Source organism: Jiella sp. M17.18 (assembly GCF_041027365.1).
Classification (GTDB): Bacteria; Pseudomonadota; Alphaproteobacteria; order Rhizobiales; family Rhizobiaceae; genus VKMB-3413.
The window spans coordinates 57,859-73,451 of sequence record NZ_JBFTEH010000011.1 but is presented as its reverse complement, the minus strand read 5'-3'; the positions used below and the strand labels follow the sequence as shown (position 1 = coordinate 73,451).

The window sequence follows — 15,593 nt, the reverse complement described above, 5'->3', positions numbered from 1 at the left end:
GGCCGAATTCCGGCCCGGCGACATCCCATGGGGATTGACCGGCGGCTCCGGACCGCCAAAACCTCGGGTCGAGGGACGAGTGGAGAGAGGGGCCGGACAAGAGCACAGGAGTCGGTGACGGAGACGGCGCGGTGCGCCGCGTCGGCCGGCTCTCGTCGCGGTGCCCACCCGATATGAGGCTGAAGGATCAGATGAGCGAATTGAGGCGAGACAGGACCGCTGCGGTCGTCGGCAGCATCCGGCGAATCTCCTGGGGGGCGATCGTCGCAGGGACGCTGCTCGCGCTGGCGATCCAGTTCATGCTCGGCCTCCTGGGGCTCGGCATCGGCCTCGTCACCATCAATGCGGGGGCCGACATCACCGCCAGCGCCACCGCCTTCGCCTCGACAGCGGGCCTTTGGACCGTCGCCGTGGCGCTCGTCGGCCTGTTCTTCGGCGCCTATGCCTGCGGCCGCCTCGCCGGCAGTCCGGACCGGACCGATGCGCTCCTGCACGGCGTCATCACCTGGGCGACCGCCACCCTCGTCGTCATCGTGCTCCTGATCTCCAGCAGTTCGGCGATGATCGGCGGGGCATTCGGCGCCGTCGGCAATTCCATCCAGGGCCTGACGCAGGCGGCGGAAGCCACCGCGCCGCGGCTCGGCGTCCTGCCGCCGTCCGTGCGCAACGCCGCCGAGGCGATATTCAGCCAGGCTCCGGCGACCGTCTCCGGCACGGCCAGCCCCACCGGCCAGGACGCGGGCGGCAATCCGGCGCCCGCCGGAGCGGCGCCCGCCGCACAGTCGCCGGACGCCGCGCTCGCCGCACTCGCGGCCGGCCTTTCGGAGACCGCGACGCCCGATCAGCGGCAGGCGGCGGTCGCGGTGCTGGAGAAGTTCGGCGGGCTCAGCCAGACCGCAGCCGAGGAGCGTCTGCAGGCCCTCCAGCAGCAATATGATCAGGCGATGCGCCAGGCGCGGCAGGCCGCGGCCGCGGCGGCCAATGCGGTCTCGGCCGGTGCCTTCGGCGCGTTCGTGTCGCTGCTTCTCGGGCTTCTCGTCGGTGCCCTCGGCGGCATCGCCGGACGGCCGCGCTCGACGATCGTCACCTCGCATGGCTGAGGCGGGCGAAGCATAGGTCGCCTGGGACGGGGCGAGCGGGCGGAACGTGCCTCCGGCCCGCCCCGCAGCAGCATCAGGCCGCGACGATCCCGTTCAGGAAGGGCAGCCGCTCGTAGGAAAAGCCGAGGCCCGAGACGATGGCGGGGTCGCCGGAGAGGAAGCTGTCGACCTCGGCCTCGCTGGCGAGCCGCAGGATCCCGAGGCCCCAGACGCCGGCGGGATCCGCGATCGGGCCGTAGACCACGACCGTGCCGCGCCGCATGGCCGCCTGCCAATAGGCGGCATGCGCGCCCATCGCCGCCCGCTCGTCCTGGCTCATGTCGCCGGCAAAGCCCGGCCGCGGCGGGATCAGCCGGCAGAACCAGAGGCTCGCGGGCGGATGCGCCGGGGCCTCCATCGTCAGTCCTCCTGTGCGCGGCGCCGAGCCTCCCGGTCGGTGATGCGCTCGACATATTCCTGGATCAGCGTGCTTTCGGAGATGCGGGGCGCGCCGAACATCGCCAGCCAGGCAAGCGTCGAGCCGATCATCAGGTCGGCGGCGCTGAAGCGTTCGCCGAGGAGATAGGGGCCCTGGCCGAGCGCGCCCTCGAGCGTATCGACGACGTCGTCGTAGCTGCCCCAGCCGACGCTGACCTTCGGGAGCGGCGCTGCGTCCTTGCGCATCAGCTTCTCGATCGCGGCCGGCTCGAGGCAGGACCCGTTGAACATCAGCCAGCGATAGTAGCGCCCGCGCGCCGGCGAGCCGACCGGCGGCGCGAGGCCGGCGTCGGGGAAGGCGTCGGCCAGCCAGGCGACGATCGCCGGCGTTTCGGTGAGGACGGTGCCGTCCTCCAGCACCAGCGTCGGCAGCTTCCCCATGGGATTGACCGCGAGGAAATCCGGCTTGCGGTTCTCGCCGGCCTCGAAGTCCAGATGGACGAGGTCGTAGCGCGCGCCCACCTCCTCCAGCATCCAGCGGGCGGTCGCCGCGCGGCTTTTCGGATTGTAGTAGAGCCTCATCTGGCCGGCCATCGCGTCATCCTCCTCGCATCGCCCTGCGGAGATTGTGCACGAAACATGGCCGGCTGACGACAGCCTTCGAAGCAGGAAAGGGCGCTGCTGGGGAGGGCCATGGCGTCGCCCGAAGTCCCCGACGCCTGCCCCGTCGCGGGGCCCGGTAGACGCCGGAGGGCGGCGGCTCAGCCGAAGCGGTGGCCGGGCACGGCGAGCGGATTGGCTTCGACGGCAGCCCGATCCGGCGCATCGGTGCGGACGGCGCCGGTGAAGGCGGCGAAGAGGTCGCCGAGATAATCCTCCGACAGGCCGCGCGCGATCACCACGATCAGCGTCTCGCGCCTCGCCCCTTGCGGCCAGGCTGCGAGCCTTGCCGGCGGATGCAGGAAGCCGCGCACGCCATGCAGGACCACGGGCTGGTCGGGCAACTCCTTCAGATCGACGACGCCCTTCATTCTCAGGATGCGGTCGCCGGCGGTGCCGGACAGGATCTCCAGGAAGGCCGCGACGGCATCCCATGTCACCGGTTCGCTGTGGCGGAGCGACACCGAACGGATGCCCGTATGGGAATGGGCGTGCCCGTCATGGTGATGGTGATGCGCATGGGCGTGCCTGGGCGCGTCGTCGTTCTGGTAATCGTCCGAACGCGCCGCAGCCGTTCCGCCGCCGGCCTCGCCCTCCGCCGTCCTGGCACCGAGCCAGGTCGCCAGGCGCGCGGCATCGACGCTGCCGGACAGGCCGGCGCCGAGCAGCCGCTCGGCGAGCGATCCGGTGTCGGAGGCAAGGACATGGACCGCGCGCGGGTTCAGCCGCGCCACCGCCTCCGCCGTGGCCTTCGCCGGCTTCGCGCCTGCAAGGTCCGTCTTGGTGAGGACGATGCGGTCGGCGACGGCGACCTGCTGGCGGGCTTCCTCCTGATCGGCGAGATTGCGCGCGCCCGACAGCGCGTCGACCACCGTCACCACGCCGTCCAGCGCATAGGCCTCGACGAGCCCCGGATGGCTCATCAGCGCGGCGAGGATGGGACCGGGATCGGCGAGACCCGTCGTCTCGACGATGACCCGATCCAGCGGCGCTGCGCCGCTGCGGGCCGGTCCTTCCGCAAGGCCAAGCAGCGTTTCGACGAGCTCGCCGCGGACGCTGCAGCACAGGCAGCCGTCGGAGAGCGCCAGCACGCCGTCGCTGACGGCCGTCTCGACCAGCAGCGGGTCGATCGCCGCCTCCCCGAACTCGTTGACCACCACGGCCGTGTTCGTCACCGCCGGATCACGGAGCAGCCGGTTCAAGAGCGTTGTCTTGCCGGCGCCGAGAAAGCCGGTGAGGAGCGTCAGGCGGATCGGTTCGCGTCGCGGCATGAGCGTGGTCCGCTCCCTCTAAGCTGTCGTATTGTCTTGTCCCCGACCGCTCCGGCCGCGGCAGGCATCGTGCGGCCGATCGGGTCGGCCGTGTCATTCGCCCTCGATGGTGATCCGCGGGCCCTTCGCCGCCTCGGGGCTCGGGCCGGGTCCCGGCCGGAAGCCGTTCGCCTCGGCCACCGCGTGACGGGTCATCGACACCGGCTGCACGGCCGAAGCGGCGGCCGTGTCGGCCTCGGCGTGATCGCCGGTGGGCGGCACCTCGGCCGTCGGGGCCGTCGGGGCCGGCGGCGCCGTCGCCGTGTCCGGGTCGGGGCGCGGCGACGGGATCGGGATGCCGTAGGCCTCGATCAGCGAGATCCCGGGCGCCGCAATCGCATTGCCGGCCGCACCGCCGAGGCTCACCTGCACGGTGACCGGCGGATGGTCCATCGGGTGCATGTAGGGCGAGCCGAACACCTCGGTGTCGTCGCCCTCGTCCTCGCCGGCCTTGCGCTTGTGCTCGGCGATGCGGTCGTTGGCGCGGATCGACCGGCCCTTCCGGCCACAGATGAAATCGCCGATGTCGAGCGGAGCGCCCGAGGAGGTCGGCAGGTCCCAGACCTTGGTCTCCACCGTCTTCGGATCGGCGGCGAAGCCCTTTTCGATGAGTTCGGCCGAATGGCGCTCGCGCTCGATCGTGCCGTTCGCGCCCATCACCACCGCGATGACCGTGCGCCCGTTCCGCGTCGCCGAGGAGACGAGGTTGAAGCCCGCCTGGCAGGTATAGCCGGTCTTCATGCCGTCGGCCCCGTCGAACCGGCCGAGCAGCTTGTTGCCGTTCTTGATCAGAGACCTGCCGTTGGAGATCGCCTCGGTGCCGAAATAGTCGGAGAAGGCGGGAAAGTCGCGGCGGATGGCGATCGCCAGGATCGCAAGGTCCTTGGCGCTCTGGTACTGGCCGTCCTGCGGCAGGCCGTTCGGGTTGACGTAGTGAGTGTCCTTCATGCCGAGGTCGGCTGCGGCCGCGTTCATCTTGTCGACGAAGGCCTCCATCGAGCCGCCGCCCAGCATTTGGCCGATCGCATAGGCGACGTCGTTCGCCGACTTCACCAGCATCATCCGCAGCGCCATGTCGAGGCGCATCACCGAGCCCGGCTCGAAGCCCATCTTGCTCGGCGGCTCCGCCGCGGCGCGGCGCGTCATGATCACCGGACTGTCGAGGCCGACTTCCTCGGCCCTCAGCGCCTTCAGCGCGAGATAGGCGGTCATCAGCTTGGTGGTGGAGGCGGCGTAGCGCCGCTCGGTCGCGTTCTCCTGGGAGAGGACCTTGCCGGTATCGAGATCGACGACGATGGAGGAGACGGGATAGCCGACGACGGCCGGATCCTTCGCCGCGGCAGGCGCTGCAGAGGTGTGGGAGGCGTGCGCCTTGGGCGCTTTGGCGAAGGCCGGCCCGGAAAGGGGAGCGACGGGTGCGGCCAGCAGGCAGAAGGCCAAAAGCGTCGAGATAGTGAAAAGGGCAGGCGTCTTCACGCGGATATCCTTCGATCGGTCGATCAGCCATGTTGCGGAGCGGCAAAACTCCGGTAACGTGCGGCGGCTATGCGAAGCGCGTCGTTTCAGACGTCGAGTGATAAGGCAAAGCTCTTCGACGCGAAACCGGGGCAGACCCGACGGTTGCAAGCTGCGGCGTCCCGCGCCGGGCCTCAGCCGGGTCTGCCGGACCGGCACGCTTCGGCCGGATAAGGCCGTCCTGTGACGCGAGCATGGCGAAGCGTGGTGCGCGGCCCTGCAAGGGCCGCCGCGACGTCAGCCGACCAACGAAATTCCAGCCAGCGAAAGCCGCCTCATGCCCGTCAACAACCGCATCGCCGAATCGCAAGCCGAAATCGCCGGCTGGCGCCGGCACCTGCACAGCCGTCCCGAGCTTCTCTACGACGTCGCCGAGACGGCCGCCTTCGTCGCCGACAAGCTGACCGAATTCGGCTGCGACGAGGTGCTGACCGGCATCGGGCGGACGGGCGTCGTCGGCGTGATTCACGGCCGGGGCGGGGCAGGCGGCCGGATGGTCGGCCTGCGCGCCGACATGGACGCGCTGCCGATCGTCGAGGAGACCGGAGCCGAATACGAGTCGCAAAATCCCGGTGTGATGCACGCCTGCGGCCATGACGGCCACACCGCGATGCTCCTTGGCGCGGCGCGCAGCCTCTGCGAGACGCGCGGCTTCGACGGCACGGTGGCGGTGATCTTCCAGCCGGCCGAGGAGGGCGGCGCCGGCGGCAAGGCGATGATCGACGACGGCCTGTTCGAAAGGCTGCCGATCGAGAAGGTCTACGGCATGCACAACCTGCCGGGGCTCCCCGTCGGCCAGTTCGGCATGCGCCCCGGCGCGATCATGGCCTCGACCGACGAGTTCAAGATCACCATTCGGGGCCAGGGCGGCCACGCCGCCATCCCGCACCGGACCGCCGACCCGATCCTCATCGGCGCCGCGATCGTGCAGGGGGTGCAGGCGATCGTCGCGCGCAACGCCGACCCGCTGAAGTCGCTGGTCGTCTCGGTCACCGAGTTCCATGCCGGCTTCGCCCACAACGTCATTCCCGACACCGCGGTCGTCTCGGGCACGGTCCGCTCCCTCGACGCCGGCCACCGCGACCTCGCCGAGCGGCGCATCCGGGCCATCGCCGCGAGCATCGCGGAGGCGCACGAGGCCTCCGTCGAAATCGACTGGGACCGCAACTATCCCGTCACGGTCAACGACCCGGACGAGAGCGATTTCTGCGCCGAGGTCGCGCGCGAGATCGTCGGGCCGGAGAAGGTCGACCCGAACGCGCCGCCGCTGATGGCGGGCGAGGACTTCTCCTACATGCTGGAGGAAAAGCCGGGCGCCTACGTCTTCATCGGCAACGGCGACACGTCGGGCCTGCACACGCCGACCTACGACTTTTCCGACGAGTCGATCGCCTTCGGGGCGAGCTTCTGGGTGCGGCTGGCGGAACGCGCGCTGGGCGCGCGCTGAGAGCGGCTCAGGCAGTCGCGGCACCGGCGAGCGCGCCCAGCGGGACGCCGCCGGGTTCCGGCTGCTCGGCCGTGGGCGAGCCGTCCGCGGCGACGAACACCCGGTCGCGGCCGGCGCGCTTGGCGGCGTAGAGGGCGGCATCGGCGGCAGCGTGCAGCGAGTCCGGCGTGCTGCCCGCCGCGGCCGCCGCCACTCCGATGCTGACCGTCAGCCGCAGCGCGGCCGGCGTCGCCGGCATCTCCGCGTCCCGCACCAGCGTCCGGATGCGCTCGGCGGTCCTGCCGCCGGCGACGAGGCTCGTGTTGGGCAGAACGACGCAGAACTCCTCGCCGCCATGGCGGCAGACGACGTCGCCCTCTCGCAGGCCGGAGCGCAGGAGCGCGCCGACCGCCTCGAGCACGGCATCCCCCGCCGCGTGCCCATAGCTGTCGTTGACGCGCTTGAAGTGGTCGATGTCGACGACGAGGAGAACGAGGCCGCTGCCCCGCTCGCGCGCCCGCAAGAGTTCCCGCGAGAGAACGGCGCGGAAGGCGCGGCGGTTGGCGAGCCCGGTCAGCGGGTCGGTCAGCGCCTCCATCTCCAGCGCCTGTTCCCGCAGGATCGCCTGCGCCTCCCGTTGCATCATGGACCCCATGACGAGTGTTGCGCCGAAATACATCGGGATCATCACTGCCATGGTTCCGATCGTCAGGCTCAGCGGGTGGTCGGCGGGCAGCCAGGGGAAGGCCAGGAAATGCAGCGACACCAGCGCCCCGAGGAACAGGAGCCGGCGCGGCGTCGCCTGGCGTCCGAAGTCGGTGCGATAGCCCCAGAACAGACCGACGGTCGCCGCGAGGAGGATGCCGATCACGCCGATCGTCGTTCCGGCGCCGCCGATATGCAGGCGGAACGCGGCGGCAGCCGCCGCGGTGACGAGCGCCGCCGGCCAGCCGGCGAAGGCCCCGGACATCGCCACGGTCACGCAACGCGCGTCGAGAACGATGCCGAAGCCGATATGGGCGGGCGACATCATGGTGCCGATCGCCCCGGCGGCGAACAGCACGCCTTCGACCCATGCGCGCCAGCGCCGGCCGGGCCATAGTCGCTCGACAGTCCCGAAGGTCAGCGCGACGAGGGCCATCAGGCCGGCGCCGAAGATCAGGGAGTGGATGACGTTGGGGTAATCCAAGGGACGCCAACTTCAGCAAGCAGTTCCAGTAGAATTGCAAAAGCATTTTGGCGTCGAATGGATTACGAAGCAGTTTAAGCCAAGCGTAAGGTTGGACCGATCTATCGCGCGCCGAAATGCCGCGGATCGTCAGGCGGCGGCAGACGCCTCTGGCATCGGCGCGGAGAAGGCCCTACGCTGCGACGAGGGATGTTTGTCGATCGGGCGAGGGAGCGGTCGAACCGGTCCAGGCGGGGATGCCACGGACCGGACACGCGGCGATGGCCGGCGATGCGGGGAAGACGATCGTGATGCTCGATGCCCACACGGTGCTGATCAGGCGGCTCCGGTTGGTCTCCGACATCGAGGCCGAGGACGAGGCCGTCCTGTCTTCGTTGCCGGTGACCATGCGCGAGGTCGCGGCCGGGACCGACATCGTCAGCGAGGGCGAGACGGTGCGGCAGTGCTGCATCCTGGTGGAAGGCTTCACCTATCGCTACCGCCATACCTTCGAAGGCAAGCGCCAGATCATCGCCTTCCACGTGCCCGGCGACATTCCGGACCTGCACAGCCTGCACATCAACCGGATGGACCATTCCTTCGCGGCGACGACGCGCTGCCGGATCGGTTTCGTCTCCCACGAGGCCGTCTGGGCGGCCTGCATGGAACGGCCGCGGATCGCGGCGGCGCTGTGGCTGGAGACGCTGATCGACGGCTCGATCTTCCGCGAATGGATCGTCGGCCTCGGGCGGCTGTCCGGCGCGAGTCGCACCGCCCACCTCCTGTGCGAACTCGCCATGCGCCTGCGCGCCGTCGGTCTTGCGCCCGACAACGTCTACCGCCTGCCGCTGACCCAGAACGAGCTCGCCGATGCGCTGGGGCTGACCGTGGTGACGGTGAACCGGGTGCTGCGGGACTTCCGCGTCGACGGGCTGATCGACCGCGACCGGTCCCGGCTGATGATCAAGGACTGGCCGGCCCTCGCCCGGGTCGGCGAATTCGATCCGAAATACCTGCATCTCCGGGTCCCGGTCGACATGCGCGCCGATCTGCGCGCGCCCGGCGGCTGACCCGGCGGCTGCCCGGAGGGCCTGTCGGTTTCCGCCGGGCTGGGCTATGGGTGGGCTGAGCGGGGGAGGACCGCTCGTTCGAAGGTTTCCGTGTCGGACCGCAAGGCCCGGCGCGGCGGGAGGAGCATCGATGCGCCATGTCTTCATCGTGGCGGACGACCATCCGTTGTTTCGCGGCGCGCTGAAGGAAATCCTGTCATCGCGCCCGGACGGCGCCGAGATCGTCGAGGCGGCCGATTTCGACGAGGCGGCGGCGGCGCTCGCCGCCAATCCGGATGCCGACCTCATGCTGCTCGATCTCGCCATGCCGGGGACCAGCGGCCTCACCGGCCTTGCTCTGTTGCGCGCCGATCATCCGACGGTGCCGATCGCCATCGTCTCGGCGACGGAGGAGGCGGGGGTCATCGCCCGTGCGCTCGACCTCGGCGCCGCCGGCTTCATTCCGAAATCCGCCGGCTTCGAGGAGATCCGACGCGCGATCGCGGCGCTCCTGTCGGGCGAAACCTGGCTTCCGGCGGATTTCGTGCTGGGCGAGCGGGCCGACCCGGAGACGGCGGACCTGATCCAGCGCATCCGCACGCTGACCCCGCAACAGACGCGCGTCCTGACGATGCTGGCCCGCGGGCTCCTCAACAAGCAGATCGCCTACGAGCTCGGCATTTCCGAGGCGACGATCAAGGCCCATGTCTCGGCCGTCCTGACCAAGCTCGGCGTCGACAGCCGCACCCAGGCGGTGATCCGCCTGTCGAAGCTGGGCCTCGATCCGGAACGCGGCATCACCGCCGGCTGACCGGGAGGCGCCGTCGGGCCTCCGGTTCCGCCTATTCCGCGGCCTCCGGCTGCGGCACGCGGGCCGACATGGCCGCGCGCAGCGAGGCGGGCTTCAGCGGCTTCGCCAGCACCTGGACGCCGAGCGCGGCGGCGGCTTCCCGGACCGCCGGCGACCGGTCGGCCGTCACGAGGATCGCCGGCAGGTCGCGGCCGAGGCGTGCGCGGAGCGCGGTGACGGCGTCGAGGCCGCTCGTTCCCCCGTCGAGGTGATAGTCGACCAGCGCGACGTCCGGCGCCCTCTCTGCCTGTTCCAGGACGTCCAGCGCCTCTGACGCCGAGGCGAAGGCGGCGACGCTGCAGCCCCAACCCTCGAGCAGCACGCGCATGCCGTCCCGGATCGCCGCCTCGTTGTCGATGCACAGGACGTGAAGGTCGGTGAGGGCGAGGCCGCCGCGCGCCGGCAGCGACACCGGATCCGGCGCGGCGGCCGGCTGGCGCCGGGCGGCCGACAGGCCGACCCTGAAGCGCGTGCCGCGGCCGTGGCTGGAGGTGACCTCGACGGGCAGGTCGAGGACCCGTGCGATCCGGTCGACGATGGAGAGGCCGAGGCCGAGCCCGCGGGCCGTCCGGGTGCCTTCGTCGAGGCGGACGAATTCCTGGTAGATCGTGTCCAGCTTGTCGGCGGGGATGCCGATGCCGCTGTCGGCGACCTCGAGATCGATCCGGCCGTTCGCCCGGTGCCGCACCCCGACGACGATCTTGCCGGTCCGGGTGTATTTGACGGCGTTGGAGACGAGGTTCTGGACGAGGCGGCGGAGAAGGTTCCGGTCCGTGCGCACCACGGCGCGGGTCGGCACGAAGCTGAGTGACAGGCCCTTTTCGGCCGCGAGCGGCCGCATGTCCGTCTCGACCTGCTTCAGGAGCGGGCCAAGGGCGAAATCTTCGAACTTCGGCTGCATCGCGCCGGCGTCGAGCCGCGAGATGTCGAGCACGGCGCCGATGATGGCTTCCACCGCCTCCAGCGACGAGCCGATGCTGGCGGTCAGGTCGGCGTCCGGCCCGCGGCCCTTGTGCCGGTCTTCGAGCGCGGAGACGTAGAGGCGGGCCGCATTCAGCGGCTGCAGGATGTCGTGTCCGGCGGCGGCGAGGAACCGCGTCTTGCCGAGATTGGCGGCTTCCGCCGCCCGCCGCGCCTCGGCGAGTTCGCCGTTGGCGGCAACGAGTTCGCCGGTCCGCAGCCGGACCCGCTCTTCCAGCGTCTCGTTCATCTCGCGCAGCGCCGCCGCTCGGCGCACGCGCTCGGTCATGTCGGACACGGTGGCGACGAGGCCGCCGTCCGGCATGGCGTTGACTCGAAACTCCAGGACGCGGCCGGAGCGCTTCAGGCCGATCTGGCGCTCCGCCGGCGGTCGGGTCAGCTGGTCGAACGCTTCGGCGGATTCGCGCCGATCGATCTCCCCGGCCCGCATCAGCTCCTCGAAGACGACGGGGAGCGGCGTGCCGATCCGGCCGAACTCCGGCGACAGGCCCACGAGGTCGCGGAACTGACGGTTCCAGAAGGTCAGGCGGAAGTCTCCGTCGAAGACCGCGAGCCCCTGGTCGACCTGGTCGAGAGCGATGCGCAGGAGATCGCGGTTGTATTGCAGGGCCTCCGAGGCGTCGTCGAGAAGCTGCAGCGCCGAGCGCGGGGAATCGGCGTGACGCTGGAAGAGCAGCGACAGGACGAGGCGGGAGGAGGCGGAGCCGATGGCGGAGGCGAGCAGCTGTTCGGAAAAGCGGATCGTCGCGCTGTCGGCCGGCGCGTCCTCGGCGAGCGTGCGTCCCTCCGTCTCGGCAAAGCTCGCGAACGAGCGCTCCGTGCGCTCCGGGCCGAGATAGCGGCCGATCGTCGCCTTCAGCTCCGCGACGCCGACATTTGCCCGCACCCGCCGCGCCCCCGCTGCCTGACCCGGCTCGCCGTCGGAGAAGATCGCCGCCTGGATGCGCTCGTGCGGCGTCGCCTCGCGGCTGAGGGAGCCGAGGACGAGGCCGGCAAGGTTGGCGACGAGGCTGACGAGGCAGCCGAACAGCAGCGGGTCCATCAGGCCGCCGGCGCGGCCGAGGCCGTCTCCCGCCGCGGCGTATGGCCCCTGGATCGCCGGCCAGAGCAGCGTTACGCCCCAGGCGAGGATGCCGGCGGCCATGCCGGCCACCGCGCCGCGGGCGTTGGCTCGCTTCCAGTAGAGGCCGGCGAAGAGCGGCGGCGCGAGCTGGGCGATGGCGGCGAAGGAGAGGAGGCCGATCGAGGCGAGGCCGCTCCCGGTCCCGGCGAAGCGGTAATAGGCGTAGCCGAGGAAGACGACGACGAGGATGGCCGAGCGGCGGACCTTCAGGATCAGCCGCGTCTCGTCGCTCGCGCCGGTGCCCGCGTCCTGCGGCGCGCTGCGCTTCAGCAGGAACGGCAGGACGAGGTCGTTGGAGATCATGATCGACAGGGCGACGCTCGCGACGATCACCATGGCGGTGGCGGCCGAGAGGCCGCCGGTGAAGGCGACGAGCGCCAGGATGTCCGAGCCCGACAGGAGCGGCAGCGACAGGACGTAGAGATCGGCATCGACCGAGGGACCGATCCTCAGGATCCCGGCGGCGGCGATCGGCACGACGAAGAGGTTTATCGCCACGAGATACAGCGGAAACAGCCAGCGGGCGCGGCCGATCTCCTCCTGCGTGCGGTTCTCGACAACCGCCATGTGGAACTGGCGTGGCAGGAGCAGGATGACGAGCGCGCTGAGGCCGAGGCTGGCGACGAAGGCGCCGCCGATCCGGCTGGAGAAGGCGCCGGTGACGGCCGGGCTCGCCAGCGCCTCCTTGAGGAGCGTGCCGGGATCGAACAGCACGAAGGTGGTCCAGATGCCGATCGCCAGGAACGCGCCGAGCTTGATCAGCGATTCCATCGCGACGGCGAGGACGAGACCGTTCTGGTGCTCGGTGGCGTCGGCATGGCGGGTGCCGAAGAGGATCGCGAAGACGCCGAGCAGCGCCGCGACGAGCAGCGCCAGGTCGCCGAACAGCGGCGGCACGTCGAGGGCGGGGCGATAGTGGAAGACGAGGGTGGCGACCGAGGTCGAGATCGCTTTCAGCTGCAGCGCGATATAGGGCACCGTGCCGACGATCGCGATCAGGGTCGCGAGCGCAGCGACGGACGGATTCTTGCCGTAGCGCGAGCCGATGAAGTCGGCGACGGTGGTGATGCGCTCGGCCTTGGCGTGCCGGACGATGCGGGCGATCAGCCGCGGCGCGAACAGGAAGACCAGGATCGGCCCGAGATAGATCGCGAGGAAGGAGAAGCCTTCGCGGGCGGCGACGCCGACCGAGCCGAGAAACGTCCAGGAGGTGCAGTAGACCGCGAGGCTGAGGGCGTAGACCGCGGGATGGCTTCGCTGCGCCGGACGCCTGGCCGCGCGCCGGTCGCCCCACCAGGCGACGGTGAAGAGCGCCAGGAGGTAGACGACGGCGGTGACGACGATGAGGCCCGAATGCAAGGCCGGCTTCCTCCCGAGACCGGGCACGGCCCGGGTGCCGCCCGATCCGGCCAGACAAGCATCGGCGCCGGGACAAGTCCAGCGCGAGGCGGAGCCCGATTGTCAGGACCGGGCGCCGCCCTATGATCCTTGCCCGGCAAAGGACCGCGGCGAGAGGACGATGCTGAAGGAATTCCGGGAGTTCGCCCTGCGGGGCAACATGGTCGATCTGGCGATCGGCATCATCATCGGCACGGCGTTTACCGGTCTCGTCAATTCGATCGTCCAGGATCTCTTCATGCCGGCCGTCGGCGTGATCACCGGCGGCGTCGATTTCACCAACAAGTTCATTCCCTTGTCGGCCAAGGTCACCGCGACGGGACTCGACGCGGCGCGGGCGCAGGGGCCGGTGATCGCCTACGGGCGCTTCCTGACGCTCTCCATCAACTTCCTGATCGTCGCCTTCATCCTGTTCCTGATCGTCAAGGTGATGAACCGGCTGAAGCAGCTCGAGGACAAGAAGCCGCCGGAAGTCGCCAAGGAGCCGCGCGACCAGAAGCTCCTGGAAGAGATCCGCGACATCCTGGCGGAGAATTCGGGAAAGACGACGCGGGTCTGACCGGTCCGGGTCATCGCCGCCACGAGCGGAAATGTGACGGGAACAGCGGGGGTGGTTGACTGCCGCGGGCGGAGGGTGGAGAGCGAGGCAAAGCCTCGGCGATCCGACCTCGCCCGCGCGATACACAGCAGTCTATCCGAAAGACCCGCTCCATGACCGACCTCTCCCGCCTTCGCCGCGAAGCCGTCGCGGCGCCGGAAAGCGGCATCGTCGCCGTGATGAATCATGCCCGCGCCGGCGGCCTCGACGGGCTGATCCCGCTCTGGGCCGGCGAGGGCGACCTTGCGACGCCCTCCTTCATCGCCGATGCCGCCGCCGCCAGCCTCGCCGCGGGCGAGACGTTCTACACTTGGCAGCGCGGCCTGCCGGAGCTGCGCCAGGCGCTGGCGGACTATACCGCCGGGCTGTACGGCGGCCCCGCCGACCCCAACCGCTTCTTCGTCGTCGGCTCGGGCATGCAGGCGATCCAGCTGAGCCTTGTGGCGCTCGCGGGGGCCGGCGACGAGGTGGTCTATCTCGGGCCGGCCTGGCCGAACTTCGCCGCTGCCGCCGGTCTTGCAGGCGCGATGCCGCGCGAAGTCGCGCTCGACTGGACCGACACCGGCTGGCGGCTGGATCCGAACCGGCTGCGGGACGCGGTCGGGCCGAAGACCCGGGCGCTCTTCGTCAACACGCCGGGAAACCCCACCGGCTGGACGGCCGACCGCGAGACGCTGTCTGCGATCCTCTCGATCGCCCGCGAGGCGGGCGTCGCGATCATCGCCGACGAGATCTACGCCCGCTTCTACTATGCCGGCGGGCGGGCCCCGTCCTTCCACGACGTGATGGAGGAGGGCGACGTGATCTTCTTCGTCAACTCCTTCTCGAAGAACTGGGCGATGACCGGCTGGCGGGTCGGCTGGATCGAGACCGATGCCGCCTTCGGTCAGGTGATCGAGAACCTGATCCAGTATTCGACCTCGGGCGTCGCCGCCTTCATGCAGCGCGGCGCGATTGCCGCGATCGAGAAGGGCGAGGCGTTCGTCGAGAGCCAGATCGCGCGGGCGCATCAGGCGCGCGACATCTTCACCGAGCGGCTCACCGCCACCAACCGCGTGTCGATGACGCCGCCGGAGGGGGCGTTCTACGCCTTCTTCGCGGTGGACGGCCTGGAGGACACGCGTGAGGCGGCCTTCCGCATCGTCGACGAGGCGCGCGTCGGTCTGGCGCCGGGCACCGCCTTCGGCCCGGCCGGCCCGCGCTTCATGCGGGCCTGCTTCCACCGGAGGCTCGACGAGGTCGAGATGGCGGCGGACCGCCTGGCAGCCTGGATCAGCAATACGCTGTGAGATGTAACGACGGTAGCCTGTGATCCGGGGCAGGATGAGGCACGCCGCGTTTGGGGCAGGCGTCTGTGACAGGACGGCATTCCGGGCGACCGCAAGGTCGTGAAAATCCCTGAGCCGCCTCGGCTGCCGACGAAGCTCGGGCTCGGAGTGGCCCGCCTGCTGGCAGTGGGCCAGTCGGTCGGACCGCTCCTCCATCCGGCGTTTGCTCTAAGACACGCCTGAGCTGCGCCCGGTGCTGCTGCGCCTTCTCTCCGATCGATGCCGGATCAGCTCGCTCTCGATCCGACTAACCCACCGGCGCGGGCGCAGCGGCTGGGTCTGCTACCGCGGTGCGAGGCGGTGGGGACGCCTGGCCACCCTGCGCGCGCACAGCGGTTTCAGTTTGCGGCAGGAACTTTTGCGCGAACCCCTCGATGAAGTCGGCACCTGCATAGCCGGCAGCTGCAAATCCGAGCAGCATGTCTCGACTTATATTGCCGATATCCAGGTCGGGGATAACTAGGACAGCCAACGCCCCCGCCACAAAAGCGATCAAGAGGCTAATGAGCAGCCGGGCTCCGGAGATCATTTCCTTCGTTGGCACATTCATCTGGCTGGCCTGATCCATCTGCTTCTTCAGGCCCACTATGATCCTCATGATCTGTCCCAAGACACCCATGCCGCCGCCAAGGACTAATAGGCTTAGCCAATCGATGACAGAGTGGTTCAT

At 70.0% G+C, this 15,593-nt stretch carries 13 protein-coding genes; 6 read left to right on the top strand and 7 right to left on the bottom strand.

What is annotated here, in order from left to right; genetic code table 11:
* Positions 1–191: 191 nt before the first annotated feature.
* Positions 192–1,100 (top strand): hypothetical protein, encoded by a 909-nt coding sequence (locus AB5S17_RS18630; protein WP_369242174.1) that lies wholly within the window; start codon positions 192–194, stop codon positions 1,098–1,100.
* A gap of 73 nt (positions 1,101–1,173) precedes the next feature.
* On the opposite strand, the gene AB5S17_RS18625 is transcribed toward AB5S17_RS18630, so the two are convergent.
* The 4 genes from AB5S17_RS18625 to AB5S17_RS18610 form a co-directional block, all read right to left on the bottom strand.
* Positions 1,174–1,497, bottom strand: coding sequence for a YciI family protein (locus AB5S17_RS18625; RefSeq protein ID WP_369242172.1), 324 nt, complete (start codon positions 1,495–1,497; stop codon positions 1,174–1,176).
* A gap of 2 nt (positions 1,498–1,499) precedes the next feature.
* Positions 1,500–2,111 (bottom strand): glutathione S-transferase family protein, encoded by a 612-nt coding sequence (locus AB5S17_RS18620; protein ID WP_369242170.1) that lies wholly within the window; start codon positions 2,109–2,111, stop codon positions 1,500–1,502.
* A 167-nt stretch (positions 2,112–2,278) separates the two neighbouring features.
* Entirely contained in the window at positions 2,279–3,448 is a 1,170-nt protein-coding gene (locus AB5S17_RS18615) for a GTP-binding protein (protein ID WP_369242168.1), read from the bottom strand.
* Positions 3,449–3,541: 93 nt separating this feature from the next.
* The gene (locus AB5S17_RS18610; RefSeq protein ID WP_369242166.1) at positions 3,542–4,963 is read right to left on the bottom strand and encodes a D-alanyl-D-alanine carboxypeptidase family protein; all 1,422 of its coding nucleotides are present in this window, start codon (positions 4,961–4,963) and stop codon (positions 3,542–3,544) included.
* Between the two features lie 316 nt (positions 4,964–5,279).
* Here AB5S17_RS18610 and AB5S17_RS18605 point away from each other — a divergent pair, with 316 nt between their 5' ends.
* A complete protein-coding gene (locus AB5S17_RS18605; RefSeq protein WP_369242164.1) occupies positions 5,280–6,449 on the top strand; it encodes a M20 aminoacylase family protein in 1,170 nt (389 codons plus the stop codon).
* Between the two features lie 7 nt (positions 6,450–6,456).
* Here AB5S17_RS18605 and AB5S17_RS18600 read toward each other — a convergent pair whose 3' ends face one another.
* Positions 6,457–7,617, bottom strand: a complete 1,161-nt coding sequence (locus tag AB5S17_RS18600) for a GGDEF domain-containing protein (RefSeq protein WP_369242162.1) — start codon at positions 7,615–7,617, stop codon at positions 6,457–6,459.
* Positions 7,618–7,877: 260 nt separating this feature from the next.
* Here AB5S17_RS18600 and AB5S17_RS18595 point away from each other — a divergent pair, with 260 nt between their 5' ends.
* Positions 7,878–8,666 (top strand): Crp/Fnr family transcriptional regulator, encoded by a 789-nt coding sequence (locus AB5S17_RS18595; RefSeq protein WP_369242160.1) that lies wholly within the window; start codon positions 7,878–7,880, stop codon positions 8,664–8,666.
* 130 nt (positions 8,667–8,796) lie between these two features.
* Complete coding sequence (locus AB5S17_RS18590) at positions 8,797–9,456, top strand: response regulator transcription factor (protein WP_369242158.1); 660 nt, start codon at positions 8,797–8,799, stop codon at positions 9,454–9,456.
* Between the two features lie 31 nt (positions 9,457–9,487).
* Here the strand turns inward: AB5S17_RS18590 and AB5S17_RS18585 are convergent, their stop codons facing one another.
* The gene (locus AB5S17_RS18585; RefSeq protein WP_369242156.1) at positions 9,488–12,958 is read right to left on the bottom strand and encodes a NahK/ErcS family hybrid sensor histidine kinase/response regulator; all 3,471 of its coding nucleotides are present in this window, start codon (positions 12,956–12,958) and stop codon (positions 9,488–9,490) included.
* A gap of 160 nt (positions 12,959–13,118) precedes the next feature.
* Between AB5S17_RS18585 and mscL the strand changes: the two genes are divergently transcribed.
* Together mscL and AB5S17_RS18575 are read left to right on the top strand one after the other, a co-directional pair.
* Positions 13,119–13,556: a large conductance mechanosensitive channel protein MscL gene (mscL, locus tag AB5S17_RS18580; RefSeq protein ID WP_369242154.1), complete on the top strand. Its 438-nt coding sequence runs from the start codon at positions 13,119–13,121 to the stop codon at positions 13,554–13,556.
* A gap of 152 nt (positions 13,557–13,708) precedes the next feature.
* Positions 13,709–14,884, top strand: coding sequence for a pyridoxal phosphate-dependent aminotransferase (locus AB5S17_RS18575; protein WP_369242152.1), 1,176 nt, complete (start codon positions 13,709–13,711; stop codon positions 14,882–14,884).
* Positions 14,885–15,170: 286 nt separating this feature from the next.
* Here AB5S17_RS18575 and AB5S17_RS18570 read toward each other — a convergent pair whose 3' ends face one another.
* Complete coding sequence (locus AB5S17_RS18570; protein WP_369242150.1) at positions 15,171–15,593, bottom strand: hypothetical protein; 423 nt, start codon at positions 15,591–15,593, stop codon at positions 15,171–15,173.

Excerpts from the sequence above, each read along its gene's own strand:
- AB5S17_RS18630 (WP_369242174.1), top strand. The coding sequence starts at position 192 with ATGAGCGAATTGAGGCGAGACAGGACCGCTGCGGTCGTCGGCAGCATC.
- AB5S17_RS18625 (WP_369242172.1), bottom strand. The coding sequence starts at position 1,497 with ATGGAGGCCCCGGCGCATCCGCCCGCGAGCCTCTGGTTCTGCCGGCTG.
- AB5S17_RS18620 (WP_369242170.1), bottom strand. The coding sequence starts at position 2,111 with ATGGCCGGCCAGATGAGGCTCTACTACAATCCGAAAAGCCGCGCGGCG.
- AB5S17_RS18615 (WP_369242168.1), bottom strand. The coding sequence starts at position 3,448 with ATGCCGCGACGCGAACCGATCCGCCTGACGCTCCTCACCGGCTTTCTC.
- AB5S17_RS18605 (WP_369242164.1), top strand. The coding sequence starts at position 5,280 with ATGCCCGTCAACAACCGCATCGCCGAATCGCAAGCCGAAATCGCCGGC.
- AB5S17_RS18595 (WP_369242160.1), top strand. The coding sequence starts at position 7,878 with ATGGCCGGCGATGCGGGGAAGACGATCGTGATGCTCGATGCCCACACG.
- AB5S17_RS18590 (WP_369242158.1), top strand. The coding sequence starts at position 8,797 with ATGCGCCATGTCTTCATCGTGGCGGACGACCATCCGTTGTTTCGCGGC.
- mscL (WP_369242154.1), top strand. The coding sequence starts at position 13,119 with ATGCTGAAGGAATTCCGGGAGTTCGCCCTGCGGGGCAACATGGTCGAT.
- AB5S17_RS18575 (WP_369242152.1), top strand. The coding sequence starts at position 13,709 with ATGACCGACCTCTCCCGCCTTCGCCGCGAAGCCGTCGCGGCGCCGGAA.
- AB5S17_RS18570 (WP_369242150.1), bottom strand. The coding sequence starts at position 15,593 with ATGAACCACTCTGTCATCGATTGGCTAAGCCTATTAGTCCTTGGCGGC.